The sequence below is a fragment of the Streptomyces gossypii genome (assembly GCF_025165795.1).
In the GTDB taxonomy this organism is placed as follows: Bacteria; Actinomycetota; Actinomycetes; order Streptomycetales; family Streptomycetaceae; genus Streptomyces; species Streptomyces gossypii.
Genome location: NZ_JAJAGO010000027.1, coordinates 18,394 through 34,151, shown reverse-complemented (window position 1 = coordinate 34,151; position 15,758 = coordinate 18,394). Strand labels below are relative to the sequence as shown.

Sequence of the window (15,758 nt, the reverse complement as noted above, 5' to 3'; positions counted from 1 at the left end):
CGGGGCACACCGAGTCGGTGTGCCCCGGTCAGGGCGCGCGCCCGTCTGCCCCGGCCCGCCGCACCCCCTGCCAGCGGCACGCCATCGGCCGTGCGGCTGCGGCCGGATACCACCCTCACGCGTACTCGATCCAGCACCCTCTGTTGCTATTTCCCAGCGCCTTCACCCATGGTGGTGGCAAGCTGATGGAAAGTAGTCGTACTTAGTCCGTCCGGCATGCGGGGGTGGGAGAAGGAGCGGTGTCCGGGGCGGGGTCAGCCGGGCGGCGGCAGCCCGTACGGGCGCCGCGGAGCCACCCCTCCTCCCCCTCCCGTGCCGCCGGACCTCACGCGGAGGTGCTGTTCCTGTGGCGTCGAACGTCAATCCCACCGTCCGTCGGCGCCGGTTGGGCCAGGAGCTGCGGAAGCTTCGCGAGCTCAAGGGCATGACCGCCGAGGAGGTGGCGGACCGGCTGCTGGTCTCGCAGTCCAAGATCAGTCGCCTGGAGAACGGCCGTCGCAGCATCAGTCAGCGCGATGTGCGCGATTTGTGCGGCGTGTACGAGGTCGAGGATCACCGGATAGTCGACTCGCTGATGCAGATGGCCAAGGAGTCCCGCCAGCAGGGCTGGTGGCACGCCTTCGGCGACATCCCGTACAGCGTCTACATCGGGCTGGAGACGGACGCCGCCTCGCTGCGGGTGTACGAGCCGCTGGTGGTTCCGGGTCTGCTGCAGACGCAGGCGTACGCGGAGGCGGTCATCTCCGGTGCGCTGCCGGAGGCGACGGCCTCGGACATCGAGAAGCGTGTCCAGGTGCGGGTGCGGCGGCAGGACCGGATCATCGAGACCCGGCAGCCGCTGCGGCTGTGGGCGGTGCTGGACGAGTCCGCGCTGCGGCGCGCGGTCGGCGGGCCGCAGACGATGGTGGAGCAGCTCGAGCACCTGATGGACATGTCACGGCTGCCCCATGTGACGGTGCAGGTCATGCCGTTCACGATGGGAGCACACCCCGGTGTGAACGGGCAGTACGCGATTCTGGAGTTCCCCGACGCGTCCGACTCGACGGTGATCTACCTGGAGGGCGTCACCAGCGATCTCTATCTGGAGAAGGCGAACGACGTGCAGAGCTACAGCGTGATGTACGAGCATCTGCGCGCCCAGGCCCTCAACGCGGGCCAGTCGCGGGAGTTCATCGAGAAGATCGCCAAGGAGTTCACCCGGGCCTGAGGGCGGACCGGCGTGAAAGGTGAGCCGGTGTGAAGGTGGGCCGGGGAGGTTACCTCCGGTGACCATTCGGTGTGAAGAGCTGCCTGGAATATGCCACTCGGTCGAGTGACTGAGCCTTTACAGCGGGCGATCGGCGCGTACCGTCGCTCACACATCACGGCCCAAGGGGAGCAGCAGATATGGCAATTCAGCAGGGAATGACCACCGCCTGGATCAAGTCGAGCTACTCGGGCGGGAACGGCGCGTGTGTCGAGGTCAAGTCCCCGACGGCACGGGCGATCGACGTACGCGACTCGAAGGCGCCGACAGGCCCCGCGCTCAGCTTCCGCGCGGAGGCGTGGAACGGCTTCGTGACGTCCGTACGTGACCGTCGCGACCGCGGGTCCCACGGCGACTGCCGGTAGCAAGGCGTCCTGGCGCGGTCAGGCGCAAGGCGCCTGACCTGCCTCGTAGTGGGCCTGCTCGGCCGATCGGGCAACGCGGTGCGAAGCCGTGCCAGGACGGCGAGCGGGGCTACGACTTGGTGGGCGACAGGGAGTGGGTCAGCGAGCGGCCTCATGCGGCATCCGGGTCCAAGGCGACGGGAGCCCGCCCCCTATCGCGCACCAGGTCGTTCACCTCGTAGCCGACCGCCGCATATCCGGCCACCCTCACGCCCGGGGGTAGCGGGCGAGCCAGGCCGGTGACGAGACCGCCGGTGTGTGCAGCGCGGGCCCCTGTGTCATCTCCATCGCGAAGTCGTCGGCGAGCTCCAGGATCGTCGCGCGCCCCTCCAGCTCCGCCACCCAGCCCGGCGGCAGCGCGGTCTCGCCGTGGATCGCGCCCAGCAGCTGGCCGCACACGGACCCGGTGGAGTCGCTGTCACCGCCGTGGTTCACGGCGAGCAGCAGGCCGTGCTGCACATCCTCGGCGACCAGCGCGCAGTAGACGGCGATCGAGAGCGCCTCCTCCGCCGTCCAGCCCTCCCCCAGCGTCTCGACGCGCTCAGCCGACGGCATCCCCTGCCGTACGGAGCCCAGCGCCCGCTTGAGCGCGTCCGTGGTCTCCTCATGCCCCGGCCGGGTCGCCAGCTGGGCCAACGCCCGCTGCACCCCGTGGTCCAGCGACTCGCCGCGCGCGAGCGCGTGCACGATGGCGGCGCAGGCGCCCGCCGCGAGATACCCGGTCGGATGCCCGTGCGTCTGGGCCGCGCACTCCACGGCGAGCTGGAAGACCAGCGCGGGCTCCCAGCCCACCAGCAACCCGAACGGCGCGGAGCGCATGACGGTGCCGCACCCCTTGGAATCGGGGTTCTTGGGCTTCTCGACGGTGCCCATCCGGTCATCCGCCAGACCGGTCACACAGGCGTTGCCCGGAGCACGGCGGGCGTAGAGCCACTCCTCGTGCGCCAGCCAGCCGTCGTCCTTCTTCCGCTCGTCGGGGCCCCAGTCCCGCTGGGTGGCGGCCCAGCGCCGGTACGCCGCGTGCACGTCGGTCGGCGGATGCCAGGCACCGGTGTCCCGCCGTACGTGGGCCCGTATCAACCCGTCGACGGTGAAGAGCGTCATCTGGGTGTCGTCGGTGATCGCGCCGCGCCGCCCGTACGCGGGGACGAAGCCGGTGACGCCGACCGCGCCGTGCGCCGCCCGGATGGCGGCCAGCGAGTCGAACTCGATGCCCGCGCCGAGCGCGTCACCGATCGCCCCGCCCAACAGGCAGCCGCGCACCCTGCTGCGGAAGTCCTGCTGCTCCACGCGACCCCAGATCACGTCACTGCCAGGTGCGGTCACGGCGCGCCTCCCCTCCCAGTCGTGCCCCCTCATAGCTGCGGAGCAGAACTCTAATCGACAGATGTGTGCGGAATGTGGGGGCTACCGCAGCGGGGGGTTCGGGCCGTAGGGCGGCATCGGCGGAGGCATGGGCGGAGGCATGGGCGAGGGCATGGGCGGAGGCATCGGCGGGGGCATCGGCGGAGGCATCGGCCCGGATGCTGGACCTCGACGACGACTGCCCGCCCAGGCCAGGAGGGCACCGACCGGCGCGAATGCCACGACCACGTTGACAGCCTGCCCCTGGCCTCCTTCGCCGTAGCCCATGTCGGCGGCCTCTGCCACCGTGAGCCAGCCGAACAGCGCCATCAGGAGGGTCACGACCAGCAGCAACACGGCACACGTGCGGCGCAGATACCTCTTGCCGAGCAGGAAGAACACGACGGCGATCGCCATGCTGAGGAACGTCAGCACGACGAAGAGCCGGAACTGCCCGGCTCCGTCCCTGCCACCGAGCTCCCAGACCGTCTGGGCCCTGGGATCCACCGGCACACCGGTGGCACTCTCCTGCCACTCGCCGCCGGCCAGCCCGGCCGCCAACATCGAGGCGACGACGGTGAGAAGGCCACCGAGGATCGCGACGGCTCCCCTCTTCTCCCTGCCCTGCGGCGGCGCCACCGGCACCGGACCGTACGGGTAGGACTGAGGGGGCTGAGGTAAGTTCATGATGACCCTTTGCGGACGACCGGATCGTGATCGGTTGTTCAGGTCCGCAAGGCACGGCCGCTGCTCTTCCTGGCCACACCTGCGAACCCTGTGCGCGGCTACCGTCGCGGCTGGAGCGGTCGCGGTCAAGACCATCCGCGAGCCGGCGGGCAGCTGAGTCTCCCGAGACTATGGCTCAGGCAGTCCGATGTCCGCATCCGGCCACCGCGCCGCGAGCCGCGCCGCGAGCGCTTCGCGGTGATGCGGTCCAGGGCCGGCCGCACGGGCGAGGAGACGCAGCTCGTAGAGCACCTCCACGCGCAGCAGCCAGTACGGCTCGGCCGCGGTCAGCTCGGCGAGGAGCGTGTCGGCGGCCGGCCAGTCGGCAAGCGCCGTGCGGACGAGGAAGCGCATCGCGATCCGGTCGGTCCCGCTGCCCCCGATCGGCAGCACGGGGTAGGCGGCGAGCCGCTCCCAGTGCGGGCGGGCGCGCGGCAGACCGTGCGTCGCGCTCTCCAGCAGGGCCGCCTCGCACTCGACGTCCGCCAGCGCCGAGGCCTTCGTACCCGCCAGGGAGCGCGCACGGTCCAGGTCTTCGCGGGCCGGCCCGTAGCGGCCGGCGAGACGATGGCACCAGGCCCGTTCCCGTAGATGGTTCGCGTACGCGCCGTCGAGTGCGACCGCCTCGTCGAAGTCGGCCGACGCCCGCTCGGGCTCCCGCCTCAACAGGTGGGCGGCCGCACGCCCGGCCCAGGCGACATCGTCCCGCGGGTCGCGGGCGAGGGCCTCGTTCCAGCGGGCGAGCGCGTCGTCGAGGCGTCCGGTGTGCTGGTGCACCCGGGCCACCGCGTGGAGGGCGGAGGCGTTCTCCGGTGCCAGCCGCAGCGCCCGCTCGCCGTCGGTCAGCGCCTCGGCGAAGTGGTCCAGCGCCAGATGGACGTGCGCCCGCTGCTCGTATGCCGTCGGGTCCTCCGGATGCAGCGCCACGTCCCGGTCGCTGAAGGTGAGAGCTTCTGGGAGCCGGCCGGTCAACGCGTGGACCCACGCGCTCTCCTGGAGCAGCCAGCCCGCTTCAGGAGAGCGGGCGAGGGCTGCGGTCAGATCAGCTTCCGCCTCTCCGTAGCGCCCGAGCGCGCGGTACACCTGGGCACGGCTGCCGAGCGCATAGGCGCTGCCCGGGGAGAGCCGCACGGACTCGTCGAAGTCCCGGAGCGCCTCGTCGAACCGCTCCAGCAGCCGGTAGGTCTCGCCACGGGACGCCCAGGTCACGGAGTTGTCGGGTGCTGCATCCAGCGCGCGGTCGAAGTCGCTCAGGGCCTCTTCGTACCGCCTGGCCCCGCGGTGGAACCGGCCGCGGTCCGGCAGGATCCAGACATTGGTGGGATCGACGAGCAGCGCCGCCTCGTAGTCGTCCAGCACCTCCTGCTGGTCACGGCCCATCGTGTCGTGCACGTCCGCGCGGATGAGCAGCAACCAGCCGGAGGCGGGCTCCAGCGCCCGGGCACGTTCGATGTCGGCCAGCGCCTCGTCGTACCTTTCCAGCTCCACCAGGGAACGCGCGCGCATGCCCAGGGTCCAGAAGTCGTCCGGATGCAGCAGGAGTGACCGGCTGAGATCGGCCACGGCCTCCTCGTCACGCCCGAGCCGGTGGAAGACGACTCCTCGGCTGTCGAGCAGCCCGGCGGCCCTGCGCGGGTGCGTTGTCTGATCCACCCGCTCCAGCACCCGGGAGTACGCGGCCACAGCCTCCTCCAGCCGGTCCAGCACCTCGTAGGTGTCCCCCAGCTCCCAGTGGACACGGCCCCTGTCCGGCGTCAACTCCCGTGCACGTTCCAGATCCTTCAGCGATGAGTGCGGATCGCCGCATTCACGCCTGGCCGCCCCGCACAGGAGCAGGGCCAGCGAGCGGGTGTCCGTGTCCAGCGGCGCGCGGGCGAGGAGCAGTCGACCGACGCGCAGCCGGGCACGGTATGCCGAGTCGTCGGCATCCGCCTCACCCTCAGGGCTCGTGAGGGCGTCCAGGAGCTGCCGCCCCCAGGAGGCGACCGGTTCGCTGCTGGTGTCGGTGCCCGCGCCCACCATCGTTTCCGCCCAGAGGCGGAGGGCAGCCGGGGGCCCGTCGAGACACCACACCGCGTCCCGCAGGGCCTCCGGCAGTGCGCCCTTCGGGTCGGCGCACAGCAGGTGGTAGGTCTCCGCCCGCCGTCGGGTGCGCCACTGCTCGTCGTCCCAGAAGTCCCCCGCTTCCAGGGGCGCTTCCGTCTCGGCGCGCCGCGCCGCGTGGAACTCCGCGAGGGCCGTGTGCAGTTCGCGCCACCGCTGGGGCGACTGGTTGCGCTGGACACGCAGCATCGCGGTGCGTACGACGTCGTGGTAGCGGCAGCGGCCGGACGCGTCCTGGACGAAGGGCAGCGCACGTAGCCAGCCGTACAGATCCGCCGCCGCCTCGTCAGCGACCGCGCGGAAGACGTCCTCATCCAGCTCCAGCGGCAGGGCACCAGCCAGGGCCGCCGCCCGCCGGACCGGGTCGGTGATCCACTTCAGGAAGCGTTCGACAGCGGTGCCGCTGGGGTCGCCGACGTCCTCGGTGCTGGACGGCCGGGTCTCGGCCAGCATCGAGGTGAGCACCGGCAGGCGCCCGGACAGCTGGAGGATGACCGCGATGACCCGCTCATCGGTGATGCCCTTGCCCGCCAGCAGCTGACGGGCCTCCGCTTCCGTGAACAGCTCCAGCGGCAGGTCGGCTACGAGATCGGCACAGTCGCCCCAGCAGGCCGGGTCCAACTGCGGCTGCCCGGCGAGGGTCACGACGACGTTGGCGGGCATCGCGCCGTAACGGTCGCCGAACATCACCTCGCGGAGCCAGCCGTCCAGCAGCGGACCCGTCCGCTCGTACGTGTCGAAGAACAGTGCCACCCACGGCACGCGGTCCGCCGCGTCGGCCAGGCCGCGCAGGAAGACGGGCGTGAGCACGCGCAGTGGCGCGAGCACCAGCTGCACGTCCTCGGCGCTGCGCAGCCGGGTGCTGAGCGCGGCCCGCCAGCGGTCCATGCCCTGCGCCAGCTGGTCCGGGTCGGCGGCACGTGCGGCGAACGTGCCGATGACCGGGAGCAGTTCGAGTCCGGCCAGCCCGGTCCTGGCCACGGCCGTACTGCTCGCGGAGGCGGTGGGAGCTTGCGCCGGGGTGCCGCCCGCCTCCCCTGCTGGCCCCTCACCGTCGCCACCGGCCGCCGAGTCCGCCTCGTGCCGCTGCTGCCGGTAGCGCGACAGCAGCTTGTCGAAGTCCTTGAGCGCATGCCCCTGCTGCGCGCACTGCGCGCTGATCTCCTCCATCGCCTCCAGCACGCCGTGCGCACTGTCATCGACATACGCGGTCAGCGCGCCCTGCCCGCGCGCGCCCTGCTCGAAGAGCCGGACCAGCGACGTCTTGCCGACGCCCGCCGCACCGTGCACATGGAAGAGGAAGCGGTGCTCCGGATCGCCGGGCGCGGTAGCCAGGTTGTCGCGGTAGGCGGACTGCTCCGCACGGCGCCCGACGAACCCGCTGCCACGCCTACGCCGGATCAGCTCCTGCATCGACGGCCGCGCCGTCCCGGCCATGAAGGCCCCCTCCATGCTCCGGTCGCCAGTCCTGAGTTCGCCCAATCCTCCCAGGAACAGCCATGGATGGTCCCCCGAACCGCACGAACGGCCCAGCCGCACGGGCCCCAGGAGCCATGACGCCGGGGTTGCCCCTCGTAAGAAGTGGGCTCAGCTTCGGAGGCGGCCCACCCAGGGGTGATGTCCGAGCGTCTGAACAATCACGTTGGCCAACCAGTGTCGTTGCTTGTCACTCAGCGCCGGCAGCACTGCGCTGAAGTCCTGTTCGTCCTTGGGCCGGGGCTCCTTGGCCTTGTAGAAGAGTTGCACTTCGGGAGCCAGGTAGGGGATGCCCTCTGGTGAGGCCAGACCCAGCTGGCCGATGGGCCGTCGCACTCGCCCGTCGCGCCGCGAGATCCAGTCGTGGCCGTTGGACTCGTCGAGCATGATCTGGATTCGCCAGGGCTCGGCAGGTCCAGGCCGGCACCAGATGTCGTGCACGTTCTCCGGCAGGACTTCGCCCGGTGTCCAGGGACGCAGCGTCCCAGGGGGGTCGGCGGCCCACCACTGCCAGGTCGGCATCAGTTGCTGCACTGCGAGTTGGTCGCGTCGAAGCAGCAGGACGTCGATGTCGCCGTGTCCTCGGAGGGCTCGGCCGACTGCGAGTTCGATCGCGTATCCACCGGCAACCCACCACGGGGTCCGCAGGGTTGAGAAGAGGGCGACCACTTCGGACAGAGGGGCGGGCTCCCATGGTCCCCATGGCGCCTCAGTGCGTGTCATGTCGACATCCTTCCGGATGTACAGGCTCGCCCGATCTCCCATCGATCATCGAACCCCTCCGCGCTTTCCAGGATGAACCGCCGCCGCGCCGAGCGGGTCCCCTGGCCAGTCATGGCCAGGCCGACCAGGGTGGATGCGGCTCAGGCATGGGTCGACCACCGGGGCGTGGCGGAGGTGAAGGGCCGCGTCCCCGCCCGCGCGGATGGAGGTCCGGTGCCGGCGAGCTACGCCATGCAGTGCGCAGTCGGCCGCCGCCACTCCCGCGTGCACCCGGACCCGGGAAAACTGTTCACCCGCCCCTGGCGCGCCCGCCTCCACCCCGCTGGCCCGTGGGAACGGCCGTGCCGTGGCCCGGCAGGGGCCCGCCAGAGGTCCGCCAGAGGTCCGGCTTCAGCCGTCCACTGGCACCTCCCGTCCCAGCCAGGCCGCCAGCCGCCCGTAGGCATCCGCTCCTTCGGGAGCGGGCCGTACCGGCTCGAAGGGGACCGGGGCACCACGCCGCCCCGGCGGCAGCGTCTCGCGAGCGTAGGCCAGCGAGAACACGGCAAGTTCCGGGTCGAGTTCGTGCCCGCCGCCGAGTGCCTGGTGCAGGTCCCAGGTGTGTGCGGAGATTTCCATGACGATCGCGCTCAGCGCGCCTCGCAGGGGCATCGTCGCGAAGCCGAGGTTCACCATGCGGTCCAGCGCGTTGTCGTCCAATCCCTGCCCGGCGGCGACGAGCCGTTCTCCGGCCGCTGTGTACGCTGCCGTCCACTCGCCGCCCGGGGCCTTGGCGATGCCGCCCGGTTCGTCCTCCACGGAGCCGCCTTCGGCGAACAGTGCGTAGGCGAGGGTGTTGCCCGTGACGTGGCCGATCAGGGCGCGGATGTCGAACTCGCTACAGGGCGTGGGAGTGTCGAGCCGACTGGGCTCGACCGTGGCGACGAGCGAGGCGAACTGGCCGGTCGCTCGTGCCAGCAGCGGCCGGGGGTCGGTGGCGGTGTTCATCAGGCCTGGTTCCCATCCCTCAGTGATACGCGGCGTGCGGTACGGGGGAGCATCGCGCCATTACCTGACAGCCACCGTCAGGTTTCGTTCGACACCGCCCATGCAGGGCATTCCGCCCCGGTGAGATCCGGCCGTCTGGTTCGGTGTCCGGGCAGGGGCACGCGAGCCCAGGGGGACATCGGCAACACCCCTCTACTCCTTGCGGCCCGTCTCGGCGACGATCGGAGGCCACGCCGATGACGTTGAAGACGAGGCCGAGCAGCAGCATCTGGAGCTCGACGTGCCCCTCGCGACCGCGGTCAGCGCCGCGCGTCGCCCTGCGACAGCGCCCGCAGCAGCCGAGCCATGGCCGCGAAGGCGAGGAGCCGGTCGGCGGAGACCATGCGGACTCATCGTAGGGACCCCGGCCGTTCGCGGGGCGGCTCACGTGTTGCGTCAGCGTTCGAGCAGCGTACCCAGCGGGCCGAGGTCGAGGTTCAGGTCGCCCCTGGTCAGCCCGTGTTGCTCGCACAGCACGTCCATGCGCTCGTCCAGCAGCATGAGCGTCGTGCCGATCTGCTCCATTTGCTCGTCGGAGACGTCACCTTGGTCACAGCGGCGCAGCGCCTGGCGCTCCATCAGCTGACGCAGGAGCTCGACAACCGTCAGGACGAGACTGACCAGGTCCCGGCCCACCTTGTCCGGATCCAGATCCAGCCGCCCGCCGCTCGCGGCCGAGGAGGGGCGGCCTTCACCCTCGCGGGCAGGGGTCCGCGGATTCTGCCGCCCTGTCACAGCGGGCCGCCGTTCCCCCACGGTGCGGCGACGCGTTCGTTGACCGAGGACAGCAGCGCATTCAGCGAGATCCGCACCAGCGGAACTTCCGCGATCGCCAGTACCAGGTCACCGCTGACGACGACGCCGGTGGCCAGTACCCGGTCCAGCAGGTCGACCAGCGGCACGCCGATCGGTGCTCCGCTCTCGGGCCCCTCCCATGACGTCACTTCACCCGCGTGTTCACCGACCGGCAACGGGGTCACCTCCCTCCACGAACGAGTACGGCACCCATGGCCCCGTCACTTCCAGCTCGATACCGCGGTGCTCTGGGCTGCGACGCAGTTGCTCGATCGCCCCCATCAACTCGGCCGCACGTTCCTGGTCCACCAGATACGCGGCGTTGAGCAACTGGACGCCGTGCTCGGGGTTCAGAGCCGGATCGTGGGAACGGAGCCTGCGCCCGGCGACGGCGACCTTGCGCAGGGCGCGGTCCACGGCGTCAGCCGCGGCCAGTCCGGCCTCCTGACGCTGCTCCCGCTCGTCGCGTGCCCCGCGTACTCGCTCCAGATAGGCGTGCCCGGGACGTGAAGCGGAGCCGACGGCCCGAGACTCCCGGCCACCCGGTGTCCTCGGACGACTGGCCTGGTGCGGTGGGGCAGGCGTGGAGGGGCGCCGACGCCCGGCGTACACCTTGATGCCCCATTCGACGCGGTCGGCAATGCGCTCCAGCACCGCGAGGAAGCGGCCTTCATCGGCCCGCAGCGCGGCCCGGGCCCGTTCGTCGCCCCGGTAGAGGGTGGCAAGGGGCAGGGGCAGAGTCGGGGCAGTGTCGGCCGCCGCGGCGATCACCGCATGGTGGGCCCGGGCGCATTGTTCGAGCTCGGCGCGGTCCGAGAGCCGTTCCCGCAGCGTCTCCTCGCCGAACGCCCGTGCAGGCACGTCCTGGACCACCGCCTCCAGCGATCCGAAGGGCAGCAGCCGCACCGGGGTACCGGCCGCCTGACCGGACAGGCCGGCGAGTGCGGCCGGGTCACAGCCACGCCCGCAGACGGCGAAGACATAGGTGGCGTCGGCCTGGCCGGACTCGGGAGCGGCGGCCGATCCGCTGTCCGTGTGCTTCATGGGCGGCGCGCCTCCTTCACGTGATGCCAGCGGTGGTTGCGGCTCTCGGCTGTGTCGTCCCGGTCCTCGTGCCCGGCCTCCAGCTCGGCGACGCGCTCGCGCAGCCGCTGGTTCTCCTCATCCACGGCGTCACGGTGTGCACGGGTGGAGAGCGCCGGATCGGTCTCCCACCAGTCGATCCCTGCCTTCTTCGCCGTCTCGACGGAGGACACGAACAGGCGGAGGCGGATGGTCAGCAGTTCGATGTCGAGGAGGTCGATCTTGATGTCCCCGGCGATCACGATGCCCTTGTCCAGCACGCGTTCGAGGATGTCAGCGAGGTTGGCCGGTCCCGAAGGCTGCGAGGCGGGGTGGGTGATGGTGCGTTCAGTCATGACCGACTCGCCTTCCTACCGCGTCTCATCCTCGTCGTCCTCGTCGCGTTCCTCCTCGTCGCGTTCCTCCTGGTCGTCCTGGTCCTCGTCGTCCTGGTCCTCTCGCGCCTCCTCCTCTTCCTGCTGCACGACCTCGTCGTGGCTGCGGACGACCTCACCGTCACGGATCTCGCCGCGCCAGCCGTCGGCTTCCTCGGCCTGGAGGGTGACGTAGCGCTGGAAATGCTTGAGGTCCAGGCGCAGCCGCCTGCCCTGGGCGCGCCAGATGTTTCCGGTCTTCTCGAAGAACCCGGACGGGTAGTACTCGACGACGACCACGACACGCGTCAGGTTCTCGTCGAGCCAGTGGAAGCTGACCGCGCCGTTCGTTGTGCCTTTCGAGCCCTCGGAAGTCCACACGATCCGCTCGTCGGGGATCTGTTCGGAGACGGTGGCTTCCCAGCTGCGCGTCGAGGGCCAGACGCGCACCTTCCACGTGGACTTGGTCTCGTCCTCCTCATCCCGGGACACGGTGCTGACACCGTTCATGAAGCCGCCGAAGTCCTCGAATCGCGTGAAGTGGTTGTACACCACGCTCAACGGACGTCCGATGTCGACGTGTTCGATGATGTTGATGGCCTTGAGGTCACCGGCCTTGCTGCCGCCCTGCGCCCCCACCGCCTCCTTGGCCGCACCGACGACCTTGTCCTTGGCTCCTTTCGCCTTCTCCTTGACGAACGCCTTGGCCGGGCTCTCTCCCTGGGCCACACGGGCCGCCGCACCGGCGACGCCGCCGCCGTCCTCGCCGCCCGGCAGCAACTTGGACGGGTCGGCGATCTCGGTGAGCTTGTTGGTAACCTTGCCGACAGCCCGCTGGCCCGCGGCACTCAGATACTGCAGGACCTCGCCACGCAACTGCTCCAGAGGCGGGACGTCGTCGTCCGCCTTCTTACTTTGTTCAGCCATGGCGCTTGCCTCCCTGGCCCGAGCTACCGGCGGACTTCTTGCTCGTGGATGACGCGCCGGGCCTGCTGGAGGATGCCTTCCCGCCGGACGAGCGCTGGCCGGCCTGCCTCTGCCGGGGCCCACCACCGCTCGTCTTCCCGGCCTTCTTGCGTGGTCGCTCCTGTTCGCCCGCTGCCCCCTTCCCGGCCTTCTTACGTGGTCGCTCCTGTTCGCCCGCTGCCTCCTCCTCGGGCTCCTCCTCGGGCTCCTCCTCCTCAGGCTCCCCCGCCTCCTTTTCGTCCTTTTCCTTTTCGTCCTTTTCCTCCTCGTCCTCCTCCGGCTCGTCCTCCTCCGGCTCGTCCTCCTCCGGCTCGTCCTCCGCCTGTCCCTGGTCGCCGAGACGGCTCGTACGCTCGCGAAGCGATCCGGTCAGAGATTCGACACCGCGATTGGCAACCGAGCTGACAGCCGTGCGCACAGCGTCGCCCAGGTCATCCCTGACCTGGTCGGCCAGCTGCTCGAACTGCGGTGTCTCGGTAAGCTTCTGGACGCCCTTCTTGACCAGTTCCTGCGGGTCCAGGCCCAGGCGACGTCCGGCCAGCACCGAGCCGACGGTCAGGGCCAGCTTCGCCTTCTTCGTGCGGCCCAGAAGGTAGCCGCCGACGACAGCGACGAGAACCGCTTTCTTGCAACTGTCATTCATGAGGAATTCCCTGACTTCGTTCGGTCTCGGTCTCGGTCTCGGTCTCAATCTCGGTCGGGTCGGTGAGCGCGCCGTCGGGCCCCGCACCGGGGCGGGAGCTCGCCCGGGTGACCACGGTCGGTGCGCGCTGCTCCAGCAGATCGAGCAGCCGGTTCTCCTCCTGCTCGAACTCGTCCTCGTCGAGCTCGCCCTCCTCATAGGCGCGGTTGAGCTCGCCGAGCTGCGCGCGCAGCACTGCCGGGTCGTACAGTTCGCGGTCCGCGGCCTCCAGCAGGCGGTCGGCCACCCACCCGACCCCGCGTACGGGCGTCAAGGGCAGGAGCAGCACTCCGCTGAACAGCCCCATGTCAGCTCCCGGCCGGTGCGTGCTCGGCGGTTCGCCCGCCGACCGGACGCCCAGCCGGGCCGGAGCCGGTCCCCTCCTGGGGGACGAAGCTGTAGCAGGGCAGCGGACCGGCCAACCGCAGCTCCAGGCGTTCTGAGTACGCGTCGGCCAGGTGCTCGACCGCTGCGCGGAATCGCCCCACCCCAGCCTTCGGGACCAGGAACGACACGTTCAGCACGCATCCGGGAACGTCGGGCCCCCGCACGAACCCCTCGGCCAGCGCGCGCAGCTCAGGCAGCACCTCGTCGACGGACTCGGACGCGCGGCGATCCAGTGCCTCGGCGACGGCCTGGCCGAGCCGCACGTTGCCCTCGTAGGACGGCTGCCTCCGTGCGGTCGCCATGAGCCGCCGCACGTCCGCGTCGTCCCGCACGAGCGCCTCTACGTGGGATTGGGCGGTCATGGCCTTGAGGTTCATCTCGGTCCTGCCGTCGAGCCGGTCGAGGGCCGCGAGGTGGGCCGTGGCCGCGGAGCCCACGGCGTCCTCGACCACCGACGCCCGCTGAGCCACCATGCCGAACCGCATGGGCAGGACCGGCGCTTCGGCCCCCACCTCGGTCAGCAGAGCCTGATGTGCCATCAGGTCACGCCGTCGGGCGCGCAGACCCTCCGGCACGTCGCTGACCACCGCCGCCAGCTCTCCAACCGGCAGCAGCCGGGCCAGGGCCGCCGGGCGACCCACCCCGCTGGTGCCCGGCGGGAGGACACGGTCGGCGTGGACGATGCCGTAGACATACAGCCGGGAGGTGCTCACAGCTCACGCCTCCCGAGTGCGGCGGGCGCGCGTCCTGCTGCCGCTGCGGGCACCCGACGCGGAAGTGGCGGAGGTGCGCCGCCTGCGAGGCTCTTCGGCCTGCTCGCGCTCGTCCTCGCGCTCGTCCTCGCGCTCGTCCTCGTCGTCGTCCTCCTCGTCGTCCCCCATCCCGATTGCGTCCTTGACCTTGCCACCCACGGACCGTGCGGCCTTCTTGGCGCCGCCCGCCGCCACACTCGAGGGCAGGCCGGCGAAGAGGTCCGGCACCGTCCTGCTGCTCTGGTCCTGATTCAGATCGAGCCGGTTGCAGATCTCGGCAAAACGCAGGTACGTGTCGACACTGGCGATCACGATCCGAGCGTCGATCTTGATGATCTCGATGCCGACGAGCGACACTCGCACAAAGATGTCGATCACCATGCCGCGATCGAGGATCAGTTCGAGGACGTCGTAGAGGGTCCCGGCGCGCGGCACACATGCCACCGCTTCGTTGTAGGTAGTGGTCGTCATGGGCGGCTCTTCCTCTCGGGCAGGGGCGGCACGCAGTCGTCAGTCATCGCTCGCGCCACGCCGATAGCGCCGGATTCTGCGGTACTGGGTGAGCTCTCCCCGTGTGTTCAGCTCCACCTCATAGGTAGCCAGCAGGCTCGTCGTGTCCGGGACGCGCTGCACCTCCAGCACGTCCACATGTACGCGCCAGCCCTCCTCGGCCCTGCGCACCGCCGACACGCCTTCCGTGCGGTGACCGATCAGCCGGCTCAAGCCACGGCAGGCACGCCTCGCGGCGTCTTCCGGTCCCCCCTGGTGCGACGACCGCTTCGGGGAGGCGGCGGTCTTTGTCGCCGCCTTCGTACGCCGTTCACGTTGATCAGGCATGACGTCATTCTGTGCATGAAAGATCACACTCGGCATGCGGGACTGATCCGTCCGGGTGCCGCCCTACCACCGCCCACGCACCGTGACCGGTCCACCAGGCGGACGTGACGTCGTCGCCTGGGACGGGAAGCAGTCGCAGGCAGGTCCCGTGCGACGGCCGAGCAAGATCACCGACCGGGACCGGCCCCGCGCTACAGGGCTGCGGGGAAGCCCGGAATGCTCTTGATCGTTTTCACGGCGAAGCCGCGGATGCCGCCGGTCATCCGCTTTCCGCCCGCGTCCGTCAGGCGCCGGTGGGGGGCGCGAGTGCGGAGGCGTCGGGCCAGCTGAGGCGGAACATGGCGGGGGTGCCGTGCAGCCGGGCCGGTACGCCGCCGGGCGGCGGAACCTCGGCGTGCTCGACGCAGGTGCCGCCGAGGGCTCGGTAGAAGCCCTGTGCGGCGGTGTTCTGTTCGAGCACCCACAGGTAGAGGGAGGTGCTCGCCGCCTGTTCCGCGACGGCGGCAGCGCACCGGGTGAGGAGGGCCGTGCCGGTGCCGGTGCGCTGGCGGTCGTGGGTGACGTGCAGGTTGTCGAGGAGGCTGCCCCAGCGGCCGTCGTTGTCGAACGCGACGCGTCCGAAGCCCACCAGATCGGTGCCGTCCTCAGCGACGATCGTCATGGTGCCCGCCTGCGCGGCGAGCCGCGACGACCATACGGCGCGGCGGTCGGGCAGGAGATCGTCGCCGTCCAGGAAGGAGTCGGCGTACGTACCGCGATAGTGGCGGCGCCAGCTGTCGGCGTGCAGCAGCGCAATCCGCTCGGCATCGTCAAGGGTTGCCGCACGGAACCGCAGCGATGTCATGGATATGCCTC

The 15,758-nt window shown here is 70.6% G+C and carries 18 protein-coding genes; 2 read left to right on the top strand and 16 right to left on the bottom strand.

The features are described from left to right. The first annotated feature begins 346 nt into the window (after positions 1 to 346). Positions 347 to 1,207: a helix-turn-helix domain-containing protein gene (locus LHJ74_RS33550; protein WP_260222133.1), complete on the top strand. Its 861-nt coding sequence runs from the start codon at positions 347 to 349 to the stop codon at positions 1,205 to 1,207. 179 nt (positions 1,208 to 1,386) lie between these two features. After that, positions 1,387 to 1,611, top strand: coding sequence for a DUF397 domain-containing protein (locus LHJ74_RS33545; protein ID WP_260222132.1), 225 nt, complete (start codon positions 1,387 to 1,389; stop codon positions 1,609 to 1,611). A gap of 246 nt (positions 1,612 to 1,857) precedes the next feature. Here the strand turns inward: LHJ74_RS33545 and LHJ74_RS33540 are convergent, their stop codons facing one another. From LHJ74_RS33540 to LHJ74_RS33465, 16 genes are all read right to left on the bottom strand, one after another. After that, positions 1,858 to 2,976, bottom strand: coding sequence for an ADP-ribosylglycohydrolase family protein (locus LHJ74_RS33540; RefSeq protein ID WP_375546891.1), 1,119 nt, complete (start codon positions 2,974 to 2,976; stop codon positions 1,858 to 1,860). Positions 2,977 to 3,057: 81 nt separating this feature from the next. Continuing rightward, on the bottom strand, positions 3,058 to 3,681 hold the full coding sequence (locus LHJ74_RS33535) for a hypothetical protein (RefSeq protein WP_260222129.1): 624 nt from the start codon (positions 3,679 to 3,681) through the stop codon (positions 3,058 to 3,060). Positions 3,682 to 3,849: 168 nt separating this feature from the next. Next, the gene (locus tag LHJ74_RS33530) at positions 3,850 to 7,260 is read right to left on the bottom strand and encodes a tetratricopeptide repeat protein (RefSeq protein WP_260222127.1); all 3,411 of its coding nucleotides are present in this window, start codon (positions 7,258 to 7,260) and stop codon (positions 3,850 to 3,852) included. 150 nt (positions 7,261 to 7,410) lie between these two features. Continuing rightward, positions 7,411 to 8,022 (bottom strand): nucleotidyltransferase domain-containing protein, encoded by a 612-nt coding sequence (locus tag LHJ74_RS33525; protein ID WP_260222126.1) that lies wholly within the window; start codon positions 8,020 to 8,022, stop codon positions 7,411 to 7,413. A gap of 390 nt (positions 8,023 to 8,412) precedes the next feature. Then, entirely contained in the window at positions 8,413 to 9,009 is a 597-nt protein-coding gene (locus tag LHJ74_RS33520) for a TIGR03086 family metal-binding protein (protein WP_260222125.1), read from the bottom strand. Positions 9,010 to 9,444: 435 nt separating this feature from the next. Further along, positions 9,445 to 9,705, bottom strand: a complete 261-nt coding sequence (locus LHJ74_RS33515; protein WP_260222136.1) for a gas vesicle protein K — start codon at positions 9,703 to 9,705, stop codon at positions 9,445 to 9,447. A 74-nt stretch (positions 9,706 to 9,779) separates the two neighbouring features. Next, positions 9,780 to 10,019, bottom strand: a complete 240-nt coding sequence (locus tag LHJ74_RS33510; protein WP_260222135.1) for a gas vesicle protein — start codon at positions 10,017 to 10,019, stop codon at positions 9,780 to 9,782. Further along, positions 10,006 to 10,887, bottom strand: coding sequence for a GvpL/GvpF family gas vesicle protein (locus LHJ74_RS33505; RefSeq protein ID WP_260222124.1), 882 nt, complete (start codon positions 10,885 to 10,887; stop codon positions 10,006 to 10,008). The genes LHJ74_RS33510 and LHJ74_RS33505 overlap by 14 nt, the downstream gene beginning before the upstream one ends. Then, positions 10,884 to 11,261, bottom strand: a complete 378-nt coding sequence (locus LHJ74_RS33500) for a gas vesicle protein (protein WP_260222122.1) — start codon at positions 11,259 to 11,261, stop codon at positions 10,884 to 10,886. The genes LHJ74_RS33505 and LHJ74_RS33500 overlap by 4 nt, the downstream gene beginning before the upstream one ends. 15 nt (positions 11,262 to 11,276) lie before the next feature. Next, positions 11,277 to 12,206: an SRPBCC family protein gene (locus tag LHJ74_RS33495; protein ID WP_260222121.1), complete on the bottom strand. Its 930-nt coding sequence runs from the start codon at positions 12,204 to 12,206 to the stop codon at positions 11,277 to 11,279. Further along, positions 12,199 to 12,888, bottom strand: a complete 690-nt coding sequence (locus LHJ74_RS33490; protein ID WP_260222119.1) for a hypothetical protein — start codon at positions 12,886 to 12,888, stop codon at positions 12,199 to 12,201. The genes LHJ74_RS33495 and LHJ74_RS33490 overlap by 8 nt, the downstream gene beginning before the upstream one ends. After that, positions 12,881 to 13,234 carry a gas vesicle protein GvpG gene (locus tag LHJ74_RS33485; RefSeq protein ID WP_260222118.1) on the bottom strand — a complete coding sequence of 118 codons (354 nt, stop codon included), beginning with the start codon at positions 13,232 to 13,234 and terminating at the stop codon, positions 12,881 to 12,883. The genes LHJ74_RS33490 and LHJ74_RS33485 overlap by 8 nt, the downstream gene beginning before the upstream one ends. A 1-nt stretch (position 13,235) precedes the next feature. After that, positions 13,236 to 14,027, bottom strand: a complete 792-nt coding sequence (locus LHJ74_RS33480) for a GvpL/GvpF family gas vesicle protein (RefSeq protein WP_260222117.1) — start codon at positions 14,025 to 14,027, stop codon at positions 13,236 to 13,238. A 3-nt stretch (positions 14,028 to 14,030) separates the two neighbouring features. After that, positions 14,031 to 14,537, bottom strand: coding sequence for a gas vesicle protein GvpJ (gene gvpJ, locus LHJ74_RS33475; RefSeq protein WP_260222115.1), 507 nt, complete (start codon positions 14,535 to 14,537; stop codon positions 14,031 to 14,033). Between the two features lie 39 nt (positions 14,538 to 14,576). Further along, positions 14,577 to 14,903 carry a gas vesicle protein GvpO gene (locus tag LHJ74_RS33470; protein ID WP_260222114.1) on the bottom strand — a complete coding sequence of 109 codons (327 nt, stop codon included), beginning with the start codon at positions 14,901 to 14,903 and terminating at the stop codon, positions 14,577 to 14,579. Between the two features lie 283 nt (positions 14,904 to 15,186). Next, positions 15,187 to 15,747, bottom strand: a complete 561-nt coding sequence (locus LHJ74_RS33465) for a GNAT family N-acetyltransferase (RefSeq protein WP_260222113.1) — start codon at positions 15,745 to 15,747, stop codon at positions 15,187 to 15,189. Positions 15,748 to 15,758 lie beyond the last annotated feature (11 nt).

Bases quoted from the DNA above. Each gene is read 5' to 3' on its own strand.
- LHJ74_RS33545 (WP_260222132.1), top strand. From the start codon at position 1,387: ATGGCAATTCAGCAGGGAATGACCACCGCCTGGATCAAGTCGAGCTAC.
- LHJ74_RS33535 (WP_260222129.1), bottom strand. From the start codon at position 3,681: ATGAACTTACCTCAGCCCCCTCAGTCCTACCCGTACGGTCCGGTGCCG.
- LHJ74_RS33530 (WP_260222127.1), bottom strand. From the start codon at position 7,260: ATGGCCGGGACGGCGCGGCCGTCGATGCAGGAGCTGATCCGGCGTAGG.
- LHJ74_RS33525 (WP_260222126.1), bottom strand. From the start codon at position 8,022: ATGACACGCACTGAGGCGCCATGGGGACCATGGGAGCCCGCCCCTCTG.
- LHJ74_RS33520 (WP_260222125.1), bottom strand. From the start codon at position 9,009: ATGAACACCGCCACCGACCCCCGGCCGCTGCTGGCACGAGCGACCGGC.
- LHJ74_RS33505 (WP_260222124.1), bottom strand. From the start codon at position 10,887: ATGAAGCACACGGACAGCGGATCGGCCGCCGCTCCCGAGTCCGGCCAG.
- LHJ74_RS33500 (WP_260222122.1), bottom strand. From the start codon at position 11,261: ATGACTGAACGCACCATCACCCACCCCGCCTCGCAGCCTTCGGGACCG.
- LHJ74_RS33495 (WP_260222121.1), bottom strand. From the start codon at position 12,206: ATGGCTGAACAAAGTAAGAAGGCGGACGACGACGTCCCGCCTCTGGAG.
- LHJ74_RS33490 (WP_260222119.1), bottom strand. From the start codon at position 12,888: ATGAATGACAGTTGCAAGAAAGCGGTTCTCGTCGCTGTCGTCGGCGGC.
- LHJ74_RS33485 (WP_260222118.1), bottom strand. From the start codon at position 13,234: ATGGGGCTGTTCAGCGGAGTGCTGCTCCTGCCCTTGACGCCCGTACGC.
- gvpJ (WP_260222115.1), bottom strand. From the start codon at position 14,537: ATGACGACCACTACCTACAACGAAGCGGTGGCATGTGTGCCGCGCGCC.
- LHJ74_RS33470 (WP_260222114.1), bottom strand. From the start codon at position 14,903: ATGCCTGATCAACGTGAACGGCGTACGAAGGCGGCGACAAAGACCGCC.
- LHJ74_RS33465 (WP_260222113.1), bottom strand. From the start codon at position 15,747: ATGACATCGCTGCGGTTCCGTGCGGCAACCCTTGACGATGCCGAGCGG.